This window comes from Methylobacterium pseudosasicola, from assembly GCF_900114535.1.
Lineage (GTDB): Bacteria > Pseudomonadota > Alphaproteobacteria > Rhizobiales > Beijerinckiaceae > Methylobacterium > Methylobacterium pseudosasicola.
This window is the reverse complement of the sequence record NZ_FOTK01000004.1, coordinates 16,758-34,455: the sequence shown is the minus strand read 5'-3', so window position 1 is coordinate 34,455 and position 17,698 is coordinate 16,758. Positions and strand designations below refer to the sequence as shown.

17 protein-coding genes are annotated in these 17,698 nt (G+C 68.4%); 13 read left to right on the top strand and 4 right to left on the bottom strand.

Features of this window, described 5'->3' with window-relative positions:
- From BM228_RS35270 to BM228_RS05330, 7 genes are all read left to right on the top strand, one after another.
- Nucleotides 1–1,011 (top strand): tellurite resistance TerB family protein, encoded by a 1,011-nt coding sequence (locus BM228_RS35270; RefSeq protein ID WP_244537043.1) that lies wholly within the window; start codon nucleotides 1–3, stop codon nucleotides 1,009–1,011.
- Nucleotides 1,012–1,065: 54 nt separating this feature from the next.
- Nucleotides 1,066–1,623 carry a tellurite resistance TerB C-terminal domain-containing protein gene (locus BM228_RS35265; protein WP_244537025.1) on the top strand — a complete coding sequence of 186 codons (558 nt, stop codon included), beginning with the start codon at nucleotides 1,066–1,068 and terminating at the stop codon, nucleotides 1,621–1,623.
- Entirely contained in the window at nucleotides 1,620–2,993 is a 1,374-nt protein-coding gene (locus BM228_RS05355) for an ATP-binding protein (protein WP_208611989.1), read from the top strand. The genes BM228_RS35265 and BM228_RS05355 overlap by 4 nt, the downstream gene beginning before the upstream one ends.
- A complete protein-coding gene (locus BM228_RS05350) occupies nucleotides 2,990–5,245 on the top strand; it encodes a DEAD/DEAH box helicase (RefSeq protein ID WP_092037938.1) in 2,256 nt (751 codons plus the stop codon). Before BM228_RS05355 ends, BM228_RS05350 begins: the two co-directional genes overlap by 4 nt.
- 863 nt (nucleotides 5,246–6,108) lie before the next feature.
- Nucleotides 6,109–6,672, top strand: a complete 564-nt coding sequence (locus BM228_RS05340) for a hypothetical protein (RefSeq protein ID WP_092037934.1) — start codon at nucleotides 6,109–6,111, stop codon at nucleotides 6,670–6,672.
- A 755-nt stretch (nucleotides 6,673–7,427) separates the two neighbouring features.
- On the top strand, nucleotides 7,428–7,679 hold the full coding sequence (locus BM228_RS05335) for a hypothetical protein (RefSeq protein ID WP_092037932.1): 252 nt from the start codon (nucleotides 7,428–7,430) through the stop codon (nucleotides 7,677–7,679).
- A 17-nt stretch (nucleotides 7,680–7,696) separates the two neighbouring features.
- A complete protein-coding gene (locus BM228_RS05330; RefSeq protein WP_092037931.1) occupies nucleotides 7,697–7,930 on the top strand; it encodes a hypothetical protein in 234 nt (77 codons plus the stop codon).
- 113 nt (nucleotides 7,931–8,043) lie between these two features.
- On the opposite strand, the gene BM228_RS34505 is transcribed toward BM228_RS05330, so the two are convergent.
- Nucleotides 8,044–8,193, bottom strand: coding sequence for a hypothetical protein (locus BM228_RS34505; RefSeq protein ID WP_167367663.1), 150 nt, complete (start codon nucleotides 8,191–8,193; stop codon nucleotides 8,044–8,046).
- A 208-nt stretch (nucleotides 8,194–8,401) separates the two neighbouring features.
- On the opposite strand from BM228_RS34505, the gene BM228_RS05325 reads away from it, so the two are divergent.
- From BM228_RS05325 to BM228_RS05290, 6 genes are all read left to right on the top strand, one after another.
- On the top strand, nucleotides 8,402–9,166 hold the full coding sequence (locus tag BM228_RS05325) for a Crp/Fnr family transcriptional regulator (protein ID WP_092037929.1): 765 nt from the start codon (nucleotides 8,402–8,404) through the stop codon (nucleotides 9,164–9,166).
- Between the two features lie 3 nt (nucleotides 9,167–9,169).
- Entirely contained in the window at nucleotides 9,170–9,436 is a 267-nt protein-coding gene (locus BM228_RS05320; protein ID WP_092037927.1) for a hypothetical protein, read from the top strand.
- Nucleotides 9,437–10,275: 839 nt separating this feature from the next.
- The gene (locus BM228_RS05305; RefSeq protein ID WP_092037921.1) at nucleotides 10,276–10,758 is read left to right on the top strand and encodes a PAS domain-containing protein; all 483 of its coding nucleotides are present in this window, start codon (nucleotides 10,276–10,278) and stop codon (nucleotides 10,756–10,758) included.
- A 251-nt stretch (nucleotides 10,759–11,009) separates the two neighbouring features.
- Nucleotides 11,010–12,722 (top strand): putative bifunctional diguanylate cyclase/phosphodiesterase, encoded by a 1,713-nt coding sequence (locus BM228_RS05300; protein WP_425284905.1) that lies wholly within the window; start codon nucleotides 11,010–11,012, stop codon nucleotides 12,720–12,722.
- A gap of 31 nt (nucleotides 12,723–12,753) precedes the next feature.
- Nucleotides 12,754–13,677 (top strand): BLUF domain-containing protein, encoded by a 924-nt coding sequence (locus BM228_RS05295; RefSeq protein WP_092037918.1) that lies wholly within the window; start codon nucleotides 12,754–12,756, stop codon nucleotides 13,675–13,677.
- Nucleotides 13,678–13,747: 70 nt separating this feature from the next.
- Nucleotides 13,748–14,791, top strand: a complete 1,044-nt coding sequence (locus BM228_RS05290; RefSeq protein WP_092037916.1) for an HD-GYP domain-containing protein — start codon at nucleotides 13,748–13,750, stop codon at nucleotides 14,789–14,791.
- 99 nt (nucleotides 14,792–14,890) lie between these two features.
- On the opposite strand, the gene BM228_RS05285 is transcribed toward BM228_RS05290, so the two are convergent.
- From BM228_RS05285 to BM228_RS05275, 3 genes are read right to left on the bottom strand one after another with little or no spacing between them, the layout of a single operon-like run.
- Complete coding sequence (locus BM228_RS05285; protein WP_092037915.1) at nucleotides 14,891–15,211, bottom strand: hypothetical protein; 321 nt, start codon at nucleotides 15,209–15,211, stop codon at nucleotides 14,891–14,893.
- A gap of 33 nt (nucleotides 15,212–15,244) precedes the next feature.
- Entirely contained in the window at nucleotides 15,245–15,889 is a 645-nt protein-coding gene (locus BM228_RS35115; protein ID WP_208611988.1) for a methyl-accepting chemotaxis protein, read from the bottom strand.
- 2 nt (nucleotides 15,890–15,891) lie between these two features.
- Entirely contained in the window at nucleotides 15,892–17,376 is a 1,485-nt protein-coding gene (locus BM228_RS05275; protein WP_092037913.1) for a methyl-accepting chemotaxis protein, read from the bottom strand.
- Nucleotides 17,377–17,698: the final 322 nt, after the last annotated feature.

Below are 17,698 nucleotides of genomic sequence, written 5' to 3'. Positions count from 1 at the left end.
TTGCTCGCCTGGACGATGTCGCACCCGGAGACGCAGGTCAGGACCCCGGCGCGCCGCGCCTTCGACCACCTCAGGGACGCGTTCGCCGCCGAGTTCGATGGCCGGCGGCCGGCCGGCGGCCTGGTCCTGGCGGCCGAACCCGGGAGGACCTCGCCCCTCCGCTACCGGGGGGCGAGCGGCACGTTCGAGGTCGACGTCGCGCCCGACGTGATCGGGACGCTGCCGGACCTCGCCCAGTTTCCGGAGACCCTGGCCTTCGGGCGCGAGATCCTGGGCCGATGCACCGACCGGCTCGACGCCTACAGCCGGCATGTCGGCAGGCACCCGTCCCGGGCTTCGACGCTCCAGGCCCTGGCCCTGCTGCCTCCTGACGAGCGCCAGCGCGCGCTGGGGGCGGCCGGCCGGGGGGACCTGGAGTGGCTCGCCGCCCGCGCCGACGCCGGGGCCTCCGTCCCGTTCGCGGACGTCTTCGGCCGCCTGTCCGGCCAGGCCGCGGACAAGGCGACGCCGGCGCGGCTGCGCGAGCTCGGCGACACCCTCTGCAGGCTCGGGCTGGGCCTGATCCCGGACCCGCGCTTTCCCGCCCGTCACGCCGGCGCGTCGTCCGTGGTGCTGTTCCCTCTCGAAGGTCCCGCCGAGGCGGTCGAGCCGCCCACGGACGCCTATAGGGCCGCGTTCCTGACCCTGTCCGTGGGCATGCTGGTGGCCATGGCCGACGGGGAGGTCACCGACGACGAGCGTGCGGTGCTGCGCGAGATGGCCGCCGTGTCGCCCGGGCTGGCCCCGGACGAGCGTCGCCGCCTGGCCGCGGACTCGTCCTGGCTGGAGGCGACCCCCGCCGAGCTGCCGTCGCTGCGCGCCCGCCTCGTCGAGCTCGGCGCCGAGCGCAGGCAGGCGGTCGGCGACATGCTCGTCCGGGTCGCCTCCAGCGACGGACGGCACGACCGGGCGGAGATCGCCCTCCTCGAGAAGGTGTTCCGTCATATGGGGATCGAACGGGATCGGCTCTAATCGGCGCTGCACCGATCGGAAACGTCGATCGTCGGCGGCGGGACCTCGGACGGGTTGGTCCGCGTCGCGCTCGCCGAGGCCGGGGAGCGGGTCTTCGCCATCCCCGGCGCGCCCATCCCGGATCGGCGGGCGCTCGCCTCGCCCCGGGGCCGCGAGGCTCAGGCCGCACCGCCATCAAGCGTTTCCGGAACGGCCACGGCGGCCGGCGCGGGGGCCTCGATGGTCGACGCCGCGCGCCTGGCGGCCATCCGTGCGGAGACGGCGGCGGTGAGCTCCGTCCTCGCCGACGTGTTCGACGACGCCGAGGCCCCCGCGCCGGCCGCCGCGGCATCCGAGGGCGTGTCCCCCGCCGCGGCCGCGGAAGCCCCCGAACGATACGCGGGGCTCGACCCTCGCCACGGGCAGTTCCTGCACGAACTCGCCGCGCGCGAATCGTGGCCGCGCGCCGAGTTCGACCGCTTGGCGCGCGAGTTCGGGCTGATGCCGGGCGCCGCGATGGAGAACCTCAACGCGTGGGCCTTCGAGCGCTTCGACGAGCCCCTCGTCGAGGAGGGCGATCCCGTACAGCTCAACCTGCACCTGCTTCCCGAACCGCTGCCTGAAGCCGCATGACCGCCAACACGACCGCCGCGTCCGCCCCCGGGGCGAAGGTTCCGCCGCCGATCAGGGCGCGCGACCGGGACACCGTCATCAACGCCTTGCGGGCGGGCGTCGTCCCGCGCCTCGGCCTCCAGCACATCCAGGTCGGCCGCCGCCGGGAGATCGAGGCGCTGCTCGCCGACGTCGGCCGGGTCGCCGACGGCGGGGCGTCGATGCGCTTCGTCGTCGGGGAGTACGGGGCGGGCAAGACCTTCTTCCTGTTCCTGGTGCGCCAGCTCGCGCTCGCCAAGAACCTCGTCGTGCTCCAGGCCGACCTCGCGCCCGACCGCCGCCTCCACGCAACCGGGGGTCAGGCGCGGCTCCTCTACGCGGAGCTTGCGCGCAACCTCGCCACCCGCACCGCGCCGGACGGCGGTGCCCTGCGGAACGTCCTGGAGCGCTTCGTCGCCCAGGCCATCGAGGACGCCAGGCGGGAGGGCCGCGGCACGGAGGCCCAGATCCGGGCCCGGCTCGTCGACTTGCAAGAGCAGGTCGGCGGCTACGACTTCGCCACCGTGGTCGCGGCCTACGCCGCCGCCCACGAGGCGGGCGACGAGACCCGTCAGGCGAACGCCCTGCGCTGGCTGCGCGGCGAGTACACGACGCGGACGGAGGCGCGCCAGGACCTCGGGGTCCGCAGCGTCATCGACGACGCCAACATCTACGATAGCCTCAAGCTGCTCGCCCGGTTCGTGCGGCTGTCGGGCTACGCCGGGCTGTTCGTCTGCCTCGACGAGCTGGTCAACCTATACAAGCTCCAGAGCGCGCAGGCTCGCAACCAGAACTACGAGCAGGTCCTGCGCATCCTCAACGATGTCCTGCAGGGCACGGTCGAGGGTCTCGGCTTCGTGCTCGGCGGCACGCCCGAGTTCATGCTCGACACCCGCCGCGGCCTCTACTCGTACGAGGCGCTGCAGTCCCGGCTCGCGGGAAACACCTTCGCCACCGACGGGCTCGTCGACCTGTCGGGCCCCGTCGTCCGGCTCCAGAACCTGACGCCCGAGGAGATGCTGGTCCTGCTTGAGCGGCTGAGGACCGTGTTCGCGGCGGGCGACCCGGCCCGTCACCTCGTTCCCGACGAGGCGCTGGGCGCCTTCCTGGAACACTACCGGGCGCGGGTGGGCGACGCCTACTTCCGCACGCCGCGCAACACGGTGAAGGCCTTCGTCGACCTGCTCGCCGTGCTGGAGCAGAACCCGGGCGCGGACTGGCGCGAGCGCCTCGGCGTCCTCGCGGTGGCCGAGGATCGCGGGGCCGCGGACGAGCTGGCGATCCCGGGCGGCTCCGAGGGCCCCGGGGGCGAGGCCGGCACCGGCGACGAACTCGCCCGCCTGCGGCTGTGAGCGCCGGACGCGCCGACACGGACGACGGCGCGTCCCGCGCGTTCGAGCTGCTCGCGGAGCCGGTCCGGCGGTGGATCTGGCAGCAGGGCTGGTCCGAGCTGCGGGACGTGCAGGAGCGGGCGGTGCCTGCGATCCTCGGCGGGGGGGACGTGATCCTCGCCGCCCGCACCGCGGCGGGCAAGACCGAGGCCGCCTTCCTGCCACTGCTGTCGCAGGCGCTCCCACGGCTGGACGGCCGCCGCCCGGGGTTCTGCGTCGTCTACGTCAGCCCCCTGAAGGCGCTCATCAACGACCAGTTCAGGCGCCTGGAGGGCCTGCTGGAGGCCTGCGGCATGCCCCTGCACCGGTGGCACGGCGACGTCTCCGCGGACGCGAAGCGCAAGGCCAGGGAGCGGCCGCAGGGCGTGGTGCTGATCACGCCGGAATCCCTGGAGGCGACCCTCGTGCGACGGGGCGGGGAAGCGGCGCGCCTGTTCGGGAACCTCGACGCCGTCGTCGTCGACGAGCTTCACGCGTTCGTCGGGACCGAGCGGGGGCGCCAGCTCCAGTCCGTCCTATCCCGCATCGAGGTGGCCGCGGGCCGGGATCGCATCGACCGGATCGGGCTCTCGGCGACGCTGGGCGACATGGCGCTCGCCCGCGAGGCCTTGCGTCCCGGCGAGCCCGATTCCGTCCGGCTCGTCGAGAGCGCGGAAGGCGGGGCCGACCTGCTGCTGCAGGTGCGCGGCTACGAGTGCCCGCGCCGACCGGAGCCGCCGCCCGGCGGGGGCGGAACGGACGTGGCGGCCGTCGGCGTGGCGGCGGCCGAACCCGTGGCGGCCCACCTCTTCGAGGTCCTGCGCGGCCGGCGCAACCTCCTGTTCGCCGGCTCGCGGCAGAACGTCGAGGTCTACACGGACCACCTCCGGGCCATGTCCGAGGCGGCGCGCCTGCCCAACGAGTTCTTCGCCCATCACGGCAACCTGGCGCGGGCCGAGCGCGAGGCCGTCGAGGCGCGGCTGCGCGAGGACGGGCGCCCGACGACCGCCGTGGCCACGACCACGCTGGAGCTCGGCATCGACATCGGCGACGTCGAAAGCGTGGCGCAGATCGGGCCGGGCTGGTCCGTGTCGTCGCTGCGCCAGAGGCTGGGTCGGTCCGGACGCCGGCGCGGCGTGCCGTCCGTCCTCCGCATCTACGTTTCCGAGGACGCCTTCGCGCCGACGCTCCATCCCGCCGATCGCCTGAGGCTGGACGTGGTGCAGGCCGTGGCGATGATCGGGCTCCTGCTCGATCGCTGGTGCGAGCCGCCGCGCGTGGGTGGCCTGCATCTCTCCACGCTGGTCCAGCAAACGCTCGCGCTGATCGCCCAGACGGGAGGCCTGCGCCCGGATACGGCCTGGCAGGTCCTGTGTCGCCACGGCCCCTTCCGCAACGTCGGCCGCGACCTGTTCGTGGAAGTGCTCCGGGCCGTCGCGCGCCGCGAGGCGGCGCTCGTCGAGATGTCCCCGGACGGCCTGCTGATGCTGGGGCCGGCCGGGGAACGCCTCGTCGCCGGACACGATTTCTACGCCGTGTTCCAGGTCGACGAGGAGTACCGGGTCCTGGCCGAAGGCGGGAAGCTCCTGGGCACGCTGCCGCTCGATTCGACGCTCGCCACGGGGCAGACCATCATCTTCAACGGGCGCCGGTGGCGCGTCGAATCGATCGACGCCCGCGCCAGGGCGCTGCTGGTGAGCCCAACGAACGCGGCGCTTCCTCCGCGGTTCGGCGGAGGCTGGGCCGGCGTCCACGACCGGGTCGCGGCGGCGATGCGGGACACCCTGATCGGCGCGGGCGTCCCGGCCTTCCTGGACGCGGGCGCCCGTGCGCTGCTGGAGCAGGCGAGGCACGCGTTCCGTGAGTACGGCCTCGCCCACGACGCGATCGTGGCGGTCGGGCGCGACTGCGTGATCTTTCCCTGGGTGGGCGGCCCGAAGCTCGACACGTTCGCGCTCGCGCTGCTCGCCCGGAATTTCCAGGCCTCTCCGGTACGCCACGCGATCGAGGTTCGCGACTGCTCGGCGCCCGGCTTGCGCGCGATCGTGTCGGAGCTGGCGCGTTCGCCCCCACCCGACGGCGAGGCCCTCGCACGCCTGGCTGCCAAGCCGATGCGCGAGAGGTACGACCCGTACCTGACCGAAGCCCTGCTGGCGCGGGTCGCGGCCGCCGAGCGGCTCGAGGCGCACGAGGTACCGAACGTCGCGCGTCGCATCCTCGGGCGCTCGGCCTGATCGAAGCCTCTCGCGGCCGCCGCCTCCCGGACGCACCCGGCCGGCGGATCCCGCGTCGGCGCGGGACCACCCGCATGGCGGCCCGGCCGGGACGGAACGCTCGATCGCATGGTGGGCGGCGTCGGCATGGCGTCGCGTCGGACGAACAGGGTCGGTGACGGTCCGCCAGGGCGACCACGCGTCGACCCAGGCCCGTCGTCGCAGCGATGGCCTTGCCGACGTGGCTACGTCCGCCCCGGACGACGGCGACCGCATCGACAGGGTCGATCGGCCTCGGAGCGGGGTTCTGCCCCACTCTGGCCGATCGGCGCGGCGCGAGGCCAACCCGGCGGCCATGGAGTAGGTCAATCCTGCAGCCGCCGCACGTCCGGCGCAACGAGCCTTGGCTTCGCTATCCGCCCCTCGGTCCGGCCGTTCGACCAGGGCAGCCCGATCACGGCCCGGATCGCGGATCGGCCCTGACCGATCCCATTCGCGAAGGGCACCCTCGTTCCGTACCTCCTCCGTGACTTCGACGTGCGCCTCTCGCACGCCACACGCAACGTCCGGTTCGGTTTCCGGCAGCGGTCGATCCCGGATCGTGCGCACGAGGGCGCCGAGAGCCTCCCGCCGCGTTGCCGATCGGCCCCCGCTGGGATTGAAGAGCAACGAACATCCCACGCCGGCATCGTGCCGTTCGGCCTCGCCGGCCGATCTGAGGCGCTTCATGTCGCCGAGGCGTCGCCTTGAGCCTGGACGGCAACGCGGCTTCCAAGCGTCGAACAAGTTCGTCCAGGCGGCGGTCCAAGTCGCGGCGGAGTTCGCCTCATGACACGGGATCCCGAATCGGCGAGCATGCCGTCGCGAGCCTGACAGGATAGAGCATGCCCTGGGTGAACCGCACCGTACGGCCCTACGTCCACTACTTGGCGCAACGGCAGGCCAGGCGCACTCCGGGACGGCCGGCCCGCGAATGGCCGGCGCGTCGCTTCGAGACGCTGAAGGCGACGGATCCGCTCGCGCTCGCGACAAATCCGATCTGGCTCCTCGCCCCGCTGACCGCGGAGGCACGGACCGCCTTCTCGCGATGCGACCTGGAGTTCTGGGCGGTCCGCAATCCCGCCGACGAAGACCCGTTCGCGCTCGTGATCCGGCCTGACAGGTACCTTCACGCCCGCGGCTTCCGCGGCGACATCGACGTGTCCGAGGCGCCGGTGCACGTCCGGATGACGCGCTACGACTCGACGCTCGTCGTCGCCCGCGACCTCGTGTTCACCTGTGGCGGCGGCACGGGGGTCGAGGGCCTGCGATGGCTCTGCCACGCCCTCGACGACACGCACATCTCCGGGGACCCCAACCTGGACTTCTGGAGGCAACCGCGCCGCCCCGTCCCGCCGGCGCCGATTCCCGACGAGGACATCGAGCAGTTGGGATCGCTAGCGCCCTGACACACGACTGCCTCGCCGTGCGACGGTCTGCGGTGCCCTCGCGAAGCTCCGCCTCGCATCGCCGTCCACGGTGGCGCGGGATCATGGATGCCCGCCGCCGTAGGAGCGTCAAATCTCATTGCCAGCGGTCCGAATCCGGCACTTGGTACCCGTCGCGGAGCGCCGCTTCCGGCCCTCTGCAGAAGGCCGAAAGGCCCGCTTCAAGGCAGTACGGCGGGCCAGCTTTGGCAGCCCCTGGCCGATAGCCGTGGGCTGCTTTCTGGCGAGCGGTGGCTCAACGCCGACATTGCCGTTCGATGCAGCGTCTTACCGACACTTGAAGCGCTGACATGCTTTTCCAACGGAAGGGAATATGTTTCGAGGGTCTTCAAATTCGCGCGGAGTTCGGTCGGCGAAGCCTTCGGACGGCCGACAGGGCAGGCGATAGGACAACTGTCTTGATCCATATGGCGACGCCGCGAGATGCACCCGCTCTGTAATCGTCATCCCCTGAAGAATGTGAATAATCTGAGCTACTGCTTCGCTTGGCAGGCCCTGAACATGCCGCGATCAAACGTCCTCAACAGATTCAGCCTGTCGAAAATCCTAGTCCGGCCCAACCGGCATCAGCCCCTTAATTGGATACGCTCATCATTGACATTTGCCATTGAGTTTTAATTCATATCTGTAATCGAATGCCGTCAGAATGTTGAAAACAACCGATTGCTCTCGACACCAGCAAATGCTAGGTAATCCGTCAAACGAGGGCCAGGATAATGGCCGATTTGAGGACGGACGCGGCTCGCGAGCCGATGCTCATCTTGATGAGCGCGCTCAATGCGAGGATCATCGCCACGAACGTGCTGGCTGACGAGTTGATCCAGGCAGCGGATACGACTGCTGGCCCCCCGCTTGCCGCGGCGATGCTGGATCGCGCTCGGCGTTACCGGATCGAGGTGCCGGAGCTGCAGGGCCGGCTCGCAGTCCTGAGCGATCAGTATACCGAACGTTTTCAAGGGGATCTGTAGCCAGAGCAGGAGGCTTCATGCCGGCCTACTTCTACACCGTGTTCGCTCGCCGGTTCGAACCCGCTATCCACTGCGCCGTCCTCCAATGCAAGCCGATCCCCACTTTCATCCATGCCGATGACTGGGAGTTTGCCGGCACCGTCCGGCCGTCGGATCGGCCCCCGGAAGGCTTCCGACATGCGAAGGCGGAGGATGCGATGCGGTTTGTCGGCTACTACGTTTTCCACTCCGAACCGGCCCAGCGCCCCTGACTCAGTTCGTGCGCCCGCGACGCTCGCTTCGGCGGAGGCTCCACGCCTTGGCTCCCGGTCGGGATGCGCACGAGGCTGCGATGCAGTCCGGCTCCTGGTCCCGGTCGTTCGCCTCAGCCGTCCGTCTCGGCAGCTGGCAGCTCCGGGAACGAGATCGTCCCGGTCACACCGGCCTCTCTGCGGACGTCGATCTCGCCATCGAGCCGCTTCAGCAACGAGCGCACCAGCCCAAAACCAAGGGAGCCCTCGCACACGCTCCCCATGCGGATTCCGCCATCCTGGATCGTCAGGGCGATCCGGTCCGGGTGGCGGGGTGTTTCTTGGTGCGGGCCACCTGTTTCCGGTCAGCGGCCGGGCGTCCGAAATCGTACCGGCGATGCCTCCTCAGGATCGGCGCGGCTCGGCGCGGCGTTCCTTCAAGGAACATCTTCCGGTCGATCAGCAGGTTTTCTCAATCATGATAGCAGTCCGATGCAGCAGGCGCTGACACGGAAGCTTGAGAGCTTCGAACCCTTGTCCGACCAGGCGCGCTGGGCCCTGAACCGCTTGGTCCTCAAGGTCCGGCAGGTCGGTGCGCGCCAGAATCTGATCCAGGAAGGCGACAAGCCGGACAACGTCCTCCTGATTCTCGACGGCTTCGCCTGCCGCTACAAGATGCTGCCGGACGGCCAGCGCCAGATCATGGCCCTGTTGGTGCCGGGCGATTTCTGCGACCTCAACGTGTTCATCCTCGACGAGATGGATCACAGCATCGGCACGATCTCGGCGTGTAAGGTCGTGGATGTTCCGCGCCAGGCCATCGACGAGATCACAGCCCACCATCCCAGCATCGCGCGCGCCTTCTGGTGGTGCACCCTGGTCGATGGCGCCGTCCTGCGCGAGTGGCTCGTGAACATGGGCGGTCGGGCTCCGGATCAGCGCATCGCGCATCTCCTGTGCGAACTCCTCATGCGTTTGGAAGCGGTGGGACGCGTCACCGACAATAGCTACGCGTTCCCGCTGACGCAGACCGAGATCGCCGACACGATGGGCCTGTCCGACGTGCACGTGAACCGGACCCTGCGGGAGCTGCGCACCCTTGGCCTGATTCATCTCAAGCATCGGGTATTGACCATTCTCGATGTCGAGCGCCTGAAGGCTTTCTGTAGCTTCGCACCGAACTACCTGCACCTGCGCAACACCCGCTGGGGCGAGCGCCGCGACCTGAGTTGGCCAGGCACCGCCAAGGAGGGCTAGCGGATGTCCGAACAGGGCAACGTCGAGACGCTGATCGTGCTGCAACCGATCGCGGTCGACACGGCCAGCCCTGATCGCGAAGGCCGGCTGGTGATCGCCAACGGCCTGCTCGTGGCGGTGCTGGTGCGGCTCGACTACCCAGAGCACGACAATATCGGAAACTGGTTTCTGGAGGTGGGCTTCGGCCGTTTGCAGGGGAAAAACGCCCCGACCTTCCCCGATCTGGAAGACGCGACGCGTTGGCTCAGACGGCATCTGGAGGCCGCTTGAACTATCCGCTGGTATCGGACAGGCAGTGCCCATGCGTAGGTCCCGAGGCTGATGCTGTGAAGCAGGCGGGCGAGGCCAAGCTTGAGCGACCCCGAACAGGGCAGCGCCGAAGCCGTCTACGTCTCGGCCAGCCGACCCATCTCGTCGTAGGGCATCGTTGTCTTCGATCTGGGCTACGGCACCCGCGTATCTCCCGCCTCCAATCCGCTTACAGGTGCGCGTATGAGAACGCGCAATCGTGTGGCCCGAGCATCTGTCGGTCTCCGAGGAGTCTACGCCCGGATGCGATGATTTGGACCGTCTGGCGGCTATCACACGCGGTCCGTGCCATGACCTCTAAATCGCGCAGATATGAGATCAGTAATTCGCGTGGAATTTCATCTGTGTTAAGAGCATCGCCCACTTTCGAGGAGACGGTACGCTCAAGCTCGGACCAGAAATGCTCCGGGATTTCCATTTTCTGGGTCATGGACATCACTTAATCTGAAGGCGAAGATCATACTTGGATACCCGTGGCTCGGGCGCCCCATCTAATGTTGGATTCGGATCGTTTTACGGTCTGCGTCGGCGCGCGAGAATGCGTCGCCCATACCCTCAGGATCGAGGCGATCCGCTGTAAGACCTTCATCATGATGACCGGACAGCGGTGCCGCCACTTGCGTAAGCTCGTCCAAAGGAGCCTTGGTGGCGAAGATTTCCCCCGCGCGGACGTCCATTGACTCGCGAACAGCCCACGAGCCCTCCGCTTGCAGGGCTTTGTTCCCCGGTTTCGCCCCAAGGTCAGGCAAACGCCCGGCTGCCAACGGAAGCCTTTTCAGCCGTTTCGACGTTATCCATTCATGATGGTTCTCGACCTGATCCGCGCGCTCGCCGAGGACGCGTCCATTGGGGTCGTCGTCACCGACATGGCGATCGATTCACCTGGCCCGATCATCCTCTATGCCAATCCCGCCTTTGGGCGACTGGTCGGACGCGACCTCGACCGGATCGTCGGTCAAAGCCCTCGCTTCATGCAGGGCAAGGAGACGAGGCGGGAAACCCTCGACGCCTTCCATCGCGCCCTTGCGGCCGGTGAACGGTTCCACGGCTACCTGACCAACTACCGCGGCGACGGCATCAAGTATCGCGCTGAGATCGACTGTCGGCCTCTGCGCAACGTGCGCGGTGAACTCGACGGCTTCGTTGCGTTCGAGCGCGAGGTCGTGCGGCGGCTCGGTCGTCCCGCCGGGGGCAGTGGCGGGCGGTACGAGGCCAGCCCGATAAGTAACGATCCGTTAGGAAACGGCTTGCGCAGCTTGAGCGTGTTCGACGTCGAAAATTGAAAGCGCGATACTTTGAAATCGCCAACATCACCTCGATCGAGGATTTGATTGCTATCAAAACCGTCATTTGTTGCGTTTCCGCTCGATCAGGTCCGGATCTTTTAACGGACAATCAAATATTTATCGCTAAATCCAACATCACAGACGGTCAAACAGTGAATCACGACCGTCATCGCGCGTGAACGACTGCACGCCCGCGGGCTTCGACGCCATTCCGAAGCAGGACAGGTCAGGACGCCATGTCGAGTGCCTTGCGTATCACCCCAACCCAGCTAACGCCGGCTGTCGGCGTACCGAGCTGGATCGAGACCGGGTCGGAATCGCTGATCCAATGCCTGGCCTCGATCCGCTACGGCCTCCTGCTCGTCGACGAGACCGGACGACAGATCCTTTGCACCGAACCGGCATACCGCCTCCTCGACGCACTCGGGCTGTCGCGCGACGCAGCCCCTCCCTTGCGAGGGCGCTTGCGTGCGCTCCTAGCGCTCGCACAGTCCTCCCGCCGTGAGGTCTTCCGGAACCTGCGCCGTTCACGCGTCGATGGGGTCAGCACCGTGTTCGAGCTGATCGACGGCGCCCGAGCGATCCAGATCGAGTTGCAGCCCGTGCCGGGCACCGGTTGGGCCGCGATCATCGAGGACGTCAGCGTGCGTCGGACCGCCGAGGCCGAGGCCGCGGCGATGGCCAGCCTCGATCCACTGACAGGCCTGCCGAACCGGCTGATGCTGCGCGATCGCCTGGACGAGGCGCTCGCCCGCCTCGACAGGACGGGTGAGGGTTGCGCCCTGCTGTTGATCGACCTCGACCGGTTCAAGCCGGTCAACGACACGCTGGGCCATCCCGTCGGCGACGCCCTGCTGCGCATGGTCGCCGACCGGCTGCGCTCGGCCGTGCGCCCGACCGATACCGTCGCCCGGATCGGCGGGGACGAGTTCGTCGTGTTGCAGACCGGTGTGAGGACGTCGGCCGACACGCTGCCCCTGGCGCGGCGCGTGGTCGATCTGATCGGGCGAACCTACATGCTCGATGGTCACCTGCTCACGATCGGGGCCAGCGTCGGTGCCGCACTGGCGCCGGCCGACGGCGTCGACGCCGACCGGCTGCTCAAGGTCGCCGACCTGGCGCTGTACAGGGCGAAGCTCGACGGCCGCGGCACCTTCCGCTTCTTCGAGCCCGAGATGGACGCGCGGATGCAGGCGCGCCGCCGTCTCGAACTCGATCTCCGCCAAGCCCTCGCCCGCCGCGAGTTCCAGCTGCACTACCAGCCGCAGCTCAACCTGGAGAGCAATCGTCTCACCGGGTGCGAGGCCTTGCTGCGCTGGCGCCATCCCGAGCGCGGGATGATCTCGCCGCTCGACTTCATTCCGCTCGCCGAGGAGATCGGCTTGATCGTGCCGATCGGGGAATGGGTGATCCGGCAAGCCTGTCGCGATGCCGTGACTTGGCCGGCACCGATCTCCATCGCGGTGAACGTCTCGCCCGCACAGTTCAAGAGCGAACGCCTGGTCGAGACGATCATGTCCGCGCTGGCCGGTTCCGGCCTACCGGCGCACAGGCTGGAGATCGAGATCACCGAGGGCGTGCTGCTCCACGAGAGCGAGCGGACCTTGCAGATCCTGCAACGGCTGCGAGCGCTCGGCGTGCGCGTGTCGATGGACGACTTCGGCACCGGATACTCGTCGCTGAGCTATCTGCGCTCGTTCCCGTTCGACAAGATCAAGATCGACCGATCGTTCGTGAGCGACCTGTCGGTCAAGCCGGGCGGGGACGCGATCATCCGGGCCATCGCAGGCCTGGGTAAAAGCCTCGGGATGACCACCGTCGCCGAGGGCGTCGAGACGGCCGACCAGATGCAGCGCATCCGCTCGGAGGGCTGCACCGACGTGCAGGGCTACCTGATCAGCCGGCCCGTCCCGGCTGACGATCTCATGAAGCTGCTCACCGAGCACACCGCCCAGGCCTGATCGCACATAAACGTTTCCCGGAGCCGCCCCGATGAGTGAGCTGTACCGTTTGGTCTATGCCAGCAAGAACCTCCTGGAGATGAGCGAGGCCGAGGCGAGCGCCGCCATCGCGCAGATCCTGGAGACGTCCCGGCGCAACAACGCCAAGGTCGAGGTGACCGGGGCGCTGCTGTTCAACGGCGGTGCGTTCGCCCAGGTCCTGGAGGGCCCCCGCCGCGCGGTCGAGAGCACCTTCGAGCGCATCCAGCGCGACGAGCGCCATGGCGAGGTCACGGTGCTGCAATGTGGCCCGGCCGAGCGCCGCGGCTTCCCGAACTGGTCGATGGGTTTCGTCGGACACTCGGCCCGGGGCCGCGCCCTGTGGGGCAGCCTCGCGGACGAGAGCGGCTTCGACCTCGGCCGGCTCGACGGCGACGCCGTGTTCACGACGCTCCACAGCCTGGTCCTGGACGACGAGGGCGTGCCCGCGTCCGCTCTGGACCATCCCGCCGTCGAGGCGTCCCCGCAACAGACCGTTCCGGAGCTGGACGTCGCGCGGATCCGCGCCGAGCTGCCGCGCCCGGGCCAAACCCTGCAGTCGAGGCAGGCCGAGATTGATACGCCGGCGATCGATCCCGTTCCCTCACACCCCTACCCCGAGCCGAGCATCGCGGCATCGTCCTCGGCGATCGCGCTGACCGTGCTGAGGGAAGCGCTGGCCGCGGAGCGCGAGCGCACGACCGAGCTGCGCAACACCTTGGACGGGATGCAGATTGCCTTGGCGACCAGCCAGGACCGCGCGAGCCAGATCGCAAGGGAGCGGGACCTCTGGGCGCGACGCGCACGGTTGCTCGCCATGGCCCTGGGACAGGAAGCGACGGCGGCCGGTGCAGACGCAGGCGTGGGCGATCCGGCAGGAGAGCCGGTCGGTGTGCCCGCCCGCCAGGTGCGCGAGGCCGCGCGTGCGGTCGGCTGAACCGTGTCGGATGCCATCGACACACCGGGGACCTGACGGCGGTCCCGACGATATTCCTTGAGATCGCGGTATGGGCGAGCTTCTCCTGATCTCGGACGACCTGCGCCGCGCCGAGCGACTCGCGCGCGACTTCGGCGCCTCTACGGCGAGCCGCATCCACGACCTCTATGACGACGAGCCGTTCGCTGCCCATCCCGGGGCGATCGTCAGCGATGTCGAGCGGCTCACATCCGATGCCATCATCCGTCTCCGCAGGATCCTGGGGCAGGTGCGGGGCAAGGGTGTGCCGTACCTGTTCCTCGTCCACGGCAACGCGGCCCGCGCCGAGGCGCAGGCCCAGGTGTTGGGCGCGGACGGCTTACTCAGCGCGAGCGCGAGCGCGCGGCAGCTCCTCGACACGTTGGGACGCATGCGGGCACCGCTGCGATCGGTCCCGGTCGCCGTGCAGGCGCACGCCTGCGAGGCCGGGCAATTCCTCAAGCAGGTTCTCCTATCCGGCAAACCGATCACGCCCGTCGTCGCCGAGATCGGCACCGACCTCGTCGTGCGTGCCGTCAGCGACAGCGGCATCCACGACTGGATCCGCGCTGTCCAACGGTTCGATGACGCTACGCACCAGCACTGCCTGCTGGTGGCATCTCTCGCCGCCGCCTTCTCGGCTGTGCTGGGTCTTCGCGCGGCGGACCGCCATCGCCTGACGAAGGCCGCGCTGCTGCACGATGTCGGCAAGATCCACGTTCCGACCGAGATCCTGAACAAGCCGGGCAAGCTCACCGAGTCGGAGACGGCGGTGATGCGCACGCATCCGGCGCGCGGTTACCACATGTTGGTGGGTGCCGGCTTCGAGGACGGGATGCTGGCGGCCGTGCGCTCGCACCACGAGATGCTCGACGGCTCGGGATACCCGGATCAACTCCCGGCACGGGAGATCCCAGACCTCGTGCGGTTGGTGACGATCTGCGACGTCTACGGGGCCTTGATCGAGCGCCGTCCGTATCGCGCGCCGATGCCCGGCGAACGGGCCTACGGCGTCCTGAAGGGCATGGCGGGTCGCCTCGATGCCGACTTCGTGCGCGCGTTCCAGCCCGTGGCGGCAGCCAAGGCCGGTGCGTGATTGATCGAGGGAGGTGCCTGACGATCGATCGCCGTCGATACGCCACGGGGTGCACCGTGAGCGGCACGAGCCCCGGTCGCGACGGGCCGGAGCATCGGCTCATGGGGTCACAACACACGTCTCGGCATGCTCGATGAGTCGGTCGATCTGAGCGAGCCCCTTGCTCGCCTCGATGCGCAGGTTCGCGTTGACCATGTCGATCCGGATATCGCCGCTCGGTGGTCGCACCTGCAAATCGGCGATCACCGCGGCCAGTTCGCTGCGCTGCGCCCGCAGCTTCAGCAGGATCGCTTCGATCCGTGCCGTCGTGAGACTGAACGCGCGCCCCTCGGACAGCAACGTTGTCGCGACCCCGTCGAAGTCGCCGATGGCGGATGCCTCGTCGCCCTTGCGGCGGAACGCGATGATTGCGCTGGACACCTGGTTTGGTCCTCAACCGACCGTGCGCGCCACTTACGGCACCTGGAGCGTCGCCGCATCGACCTGCTCGCTCGCCGGAGCGATCGCCTCGATGCCACCGGCGATCGTCGTCACGCCATGCGCCGGGTGCAGGCTGTCCGACATCGCTCGCGTCACCGCAGACTGTTCATCCACCGCCGCAGCGATCGGGGCCAAGACATCGTCCAGCCCCCGGATCGTGCCCTGGACCGAACCGATCGCATCGACTGCCTCCCGGGTCGCCCCATGCGTCGTCACGACCTGGCCACGGATCTGATCCGTCGCCGCAGCGGTCTGATCGGCCAGCGCCTTCACTTCGGTGGCCACCACGGGGAAACCCATGTCTGCTGCGCCAGCACGCATAGACCCCTTGCCGGATCGATATGATAGATGGCGCAACCCCTCCTTCAGCGCATGCTGCAGCGTTGCGGCTTGGTCCATCGCCCAGCTTAGGCTCCGATACGGAGCCATCCGGTCATCGAACGCCCGGTCGATGCGGGCGCAACTCGCCGCGTAGGACTCAGTCGGATTCTCGATCGCCGCGCGCACCAGTTCCTCGAGCGCATCGTCGAGGCTACGCCGCACGGCAACGCCGACTTCCGACAAACGTGCCCAGTCATGCGCAAGGGCGGCGGTGGCCGAATCAGGGGTCTGGGCCATCGTCAGGCGACCGCCCGCGAAGCTTCCCGCACCTGCCGCGTCGCAGCATCGACCTGCTCGCTCGCCCGGGCGATCGCCTCCATGCCGCGGGCGATCGTAGTCACGCCGTGCGCGGCTGTGTGCATGCTGCCCGACATCTCCCGCGTCACGGCAGACTGCTCCTCCACGGCCGCCGCGATCGCGGATGAGACCTCGTCTAGACCCCGGATCGTGACCTGGATCGAGCCGATCGCATCGACCGCCTCCCGGGTCGCCGTCTGCGTCGCCGCGATCTGCCCGCGGATCTGATCCGTCGCCTTGGCGGTCTGCTCGGCCAGGGCCTTCACCTCGGTGGCGACCACCGCGAAGCCCTTGCCCGCTGCACCCGCGCGTGCCGCCTCGATGGTAGCGTTCAAGGCGAGCAGGTTGGTCTGTGAGGCGATGCCCTGGATCAGCGCGACCACATCGCCGATCTGCGACGCCTGCCCGCTCAGCCCTGCCACGATACTCCCCGTATGCCGAGCCTGTTCGACCGCCTCGCCGGCCATGCGCGCGGCGTGGCTGACCTGCTGGCTGATTTCGCCGACCGAGGCCGACAGCTCCTCCGCCCCCGAGGCCACGCACTGGATGTCGTTCGAGACCTGTCCGACGGTGCCGGCGGCCTCCGCTGTCTGCCGGGTGACGTCCTCGACGGCGCTACCGATCGCGTCGAGGTCCGCGCCGATCGTGTGCTGCGCATCGGCACGGCGCTGACGTTCCTGTACCTGGGCGGTGACATCGGTGGCGAACTTCACGACTTTCAACACCGTCCCGTCCGCATCGGTGATCGGATTGTAGGTCGCCTGCATCCAGGTCTCACGGCCGCCTTTGGCCAAGCGCCGGAACTCACCCGCCGCGAACTCGCCCCGCGCGAGCCTGGCCCAGAACCCGCGATAGGCCTCGCCCGCCTGCTCGGCGGCGTCCACGAACAGGCTGTGATGCCGCCCCCGGATCTCGTCGAGGCGATAGCCCGTCGCGTCGAGGAAGTTGCGGTTGGCATCGAGGATCGTGCCGGCGGGATCGAAGGCGATCACCGCCTGCGAGCGGTGCAGTGCCGCGATCTGGCCGTCGAGATCGACAGCCTGCATCTTCCGCGCGGTGATGTCGGCGGCGAACTTCACGACTTTCACGACGGATCCGGTACGGTCGAGCACAGGGTTGTAGCTCGCCTGGATCCACACGGGCCGGCCACCCTTGGCGATGCGCTTGAACTCCGCCGATTGGAAAGTACCCCGCCGCAGGGCGTCCCAGAACGCGCGGTACTCGGCGCTGTCGCGTTGCGCCGCCTCGACGAACATCGCGTGGTGCTGCCCCCGCACCTCGGGCAGGGTGTAGCCCATCGCCGTCAGGAAGTTGGCGTTGGCGGTGAGGATGGTTCCGTCAGGTTGGAACTCGATGACCGCCTGCGACCGGTCGAGCGCATCGAGCTTGGCCGCGTGATCGGCGTGCGTGCGTGTTCCACCGAACATGACCATCGACTCCAGAAATTGCAGGGGTGCTCGACAGCGGGGCGACGTTTGGCCCCGCGAACTCAGCGGACAGGCTTCAGATGACACGAACGCCTAAGCAAATACTGTATATAGACCCTTAATTAATGTTTAATCGCACAAACACATCAAATGATAGAAGTTATATCCGCCAAGGAGGGAGCATTTTGTCGTCGATCACACGGGCGTGATCAGCAACGACCGGAACGAGAAATGCCTCAATATGACGGCTTCACACATCATGCCGTTTCATACGGTGCTGCCGGCGGCGACGGCTTCCGCGCCCGCTGTCGCACTGGGAGCA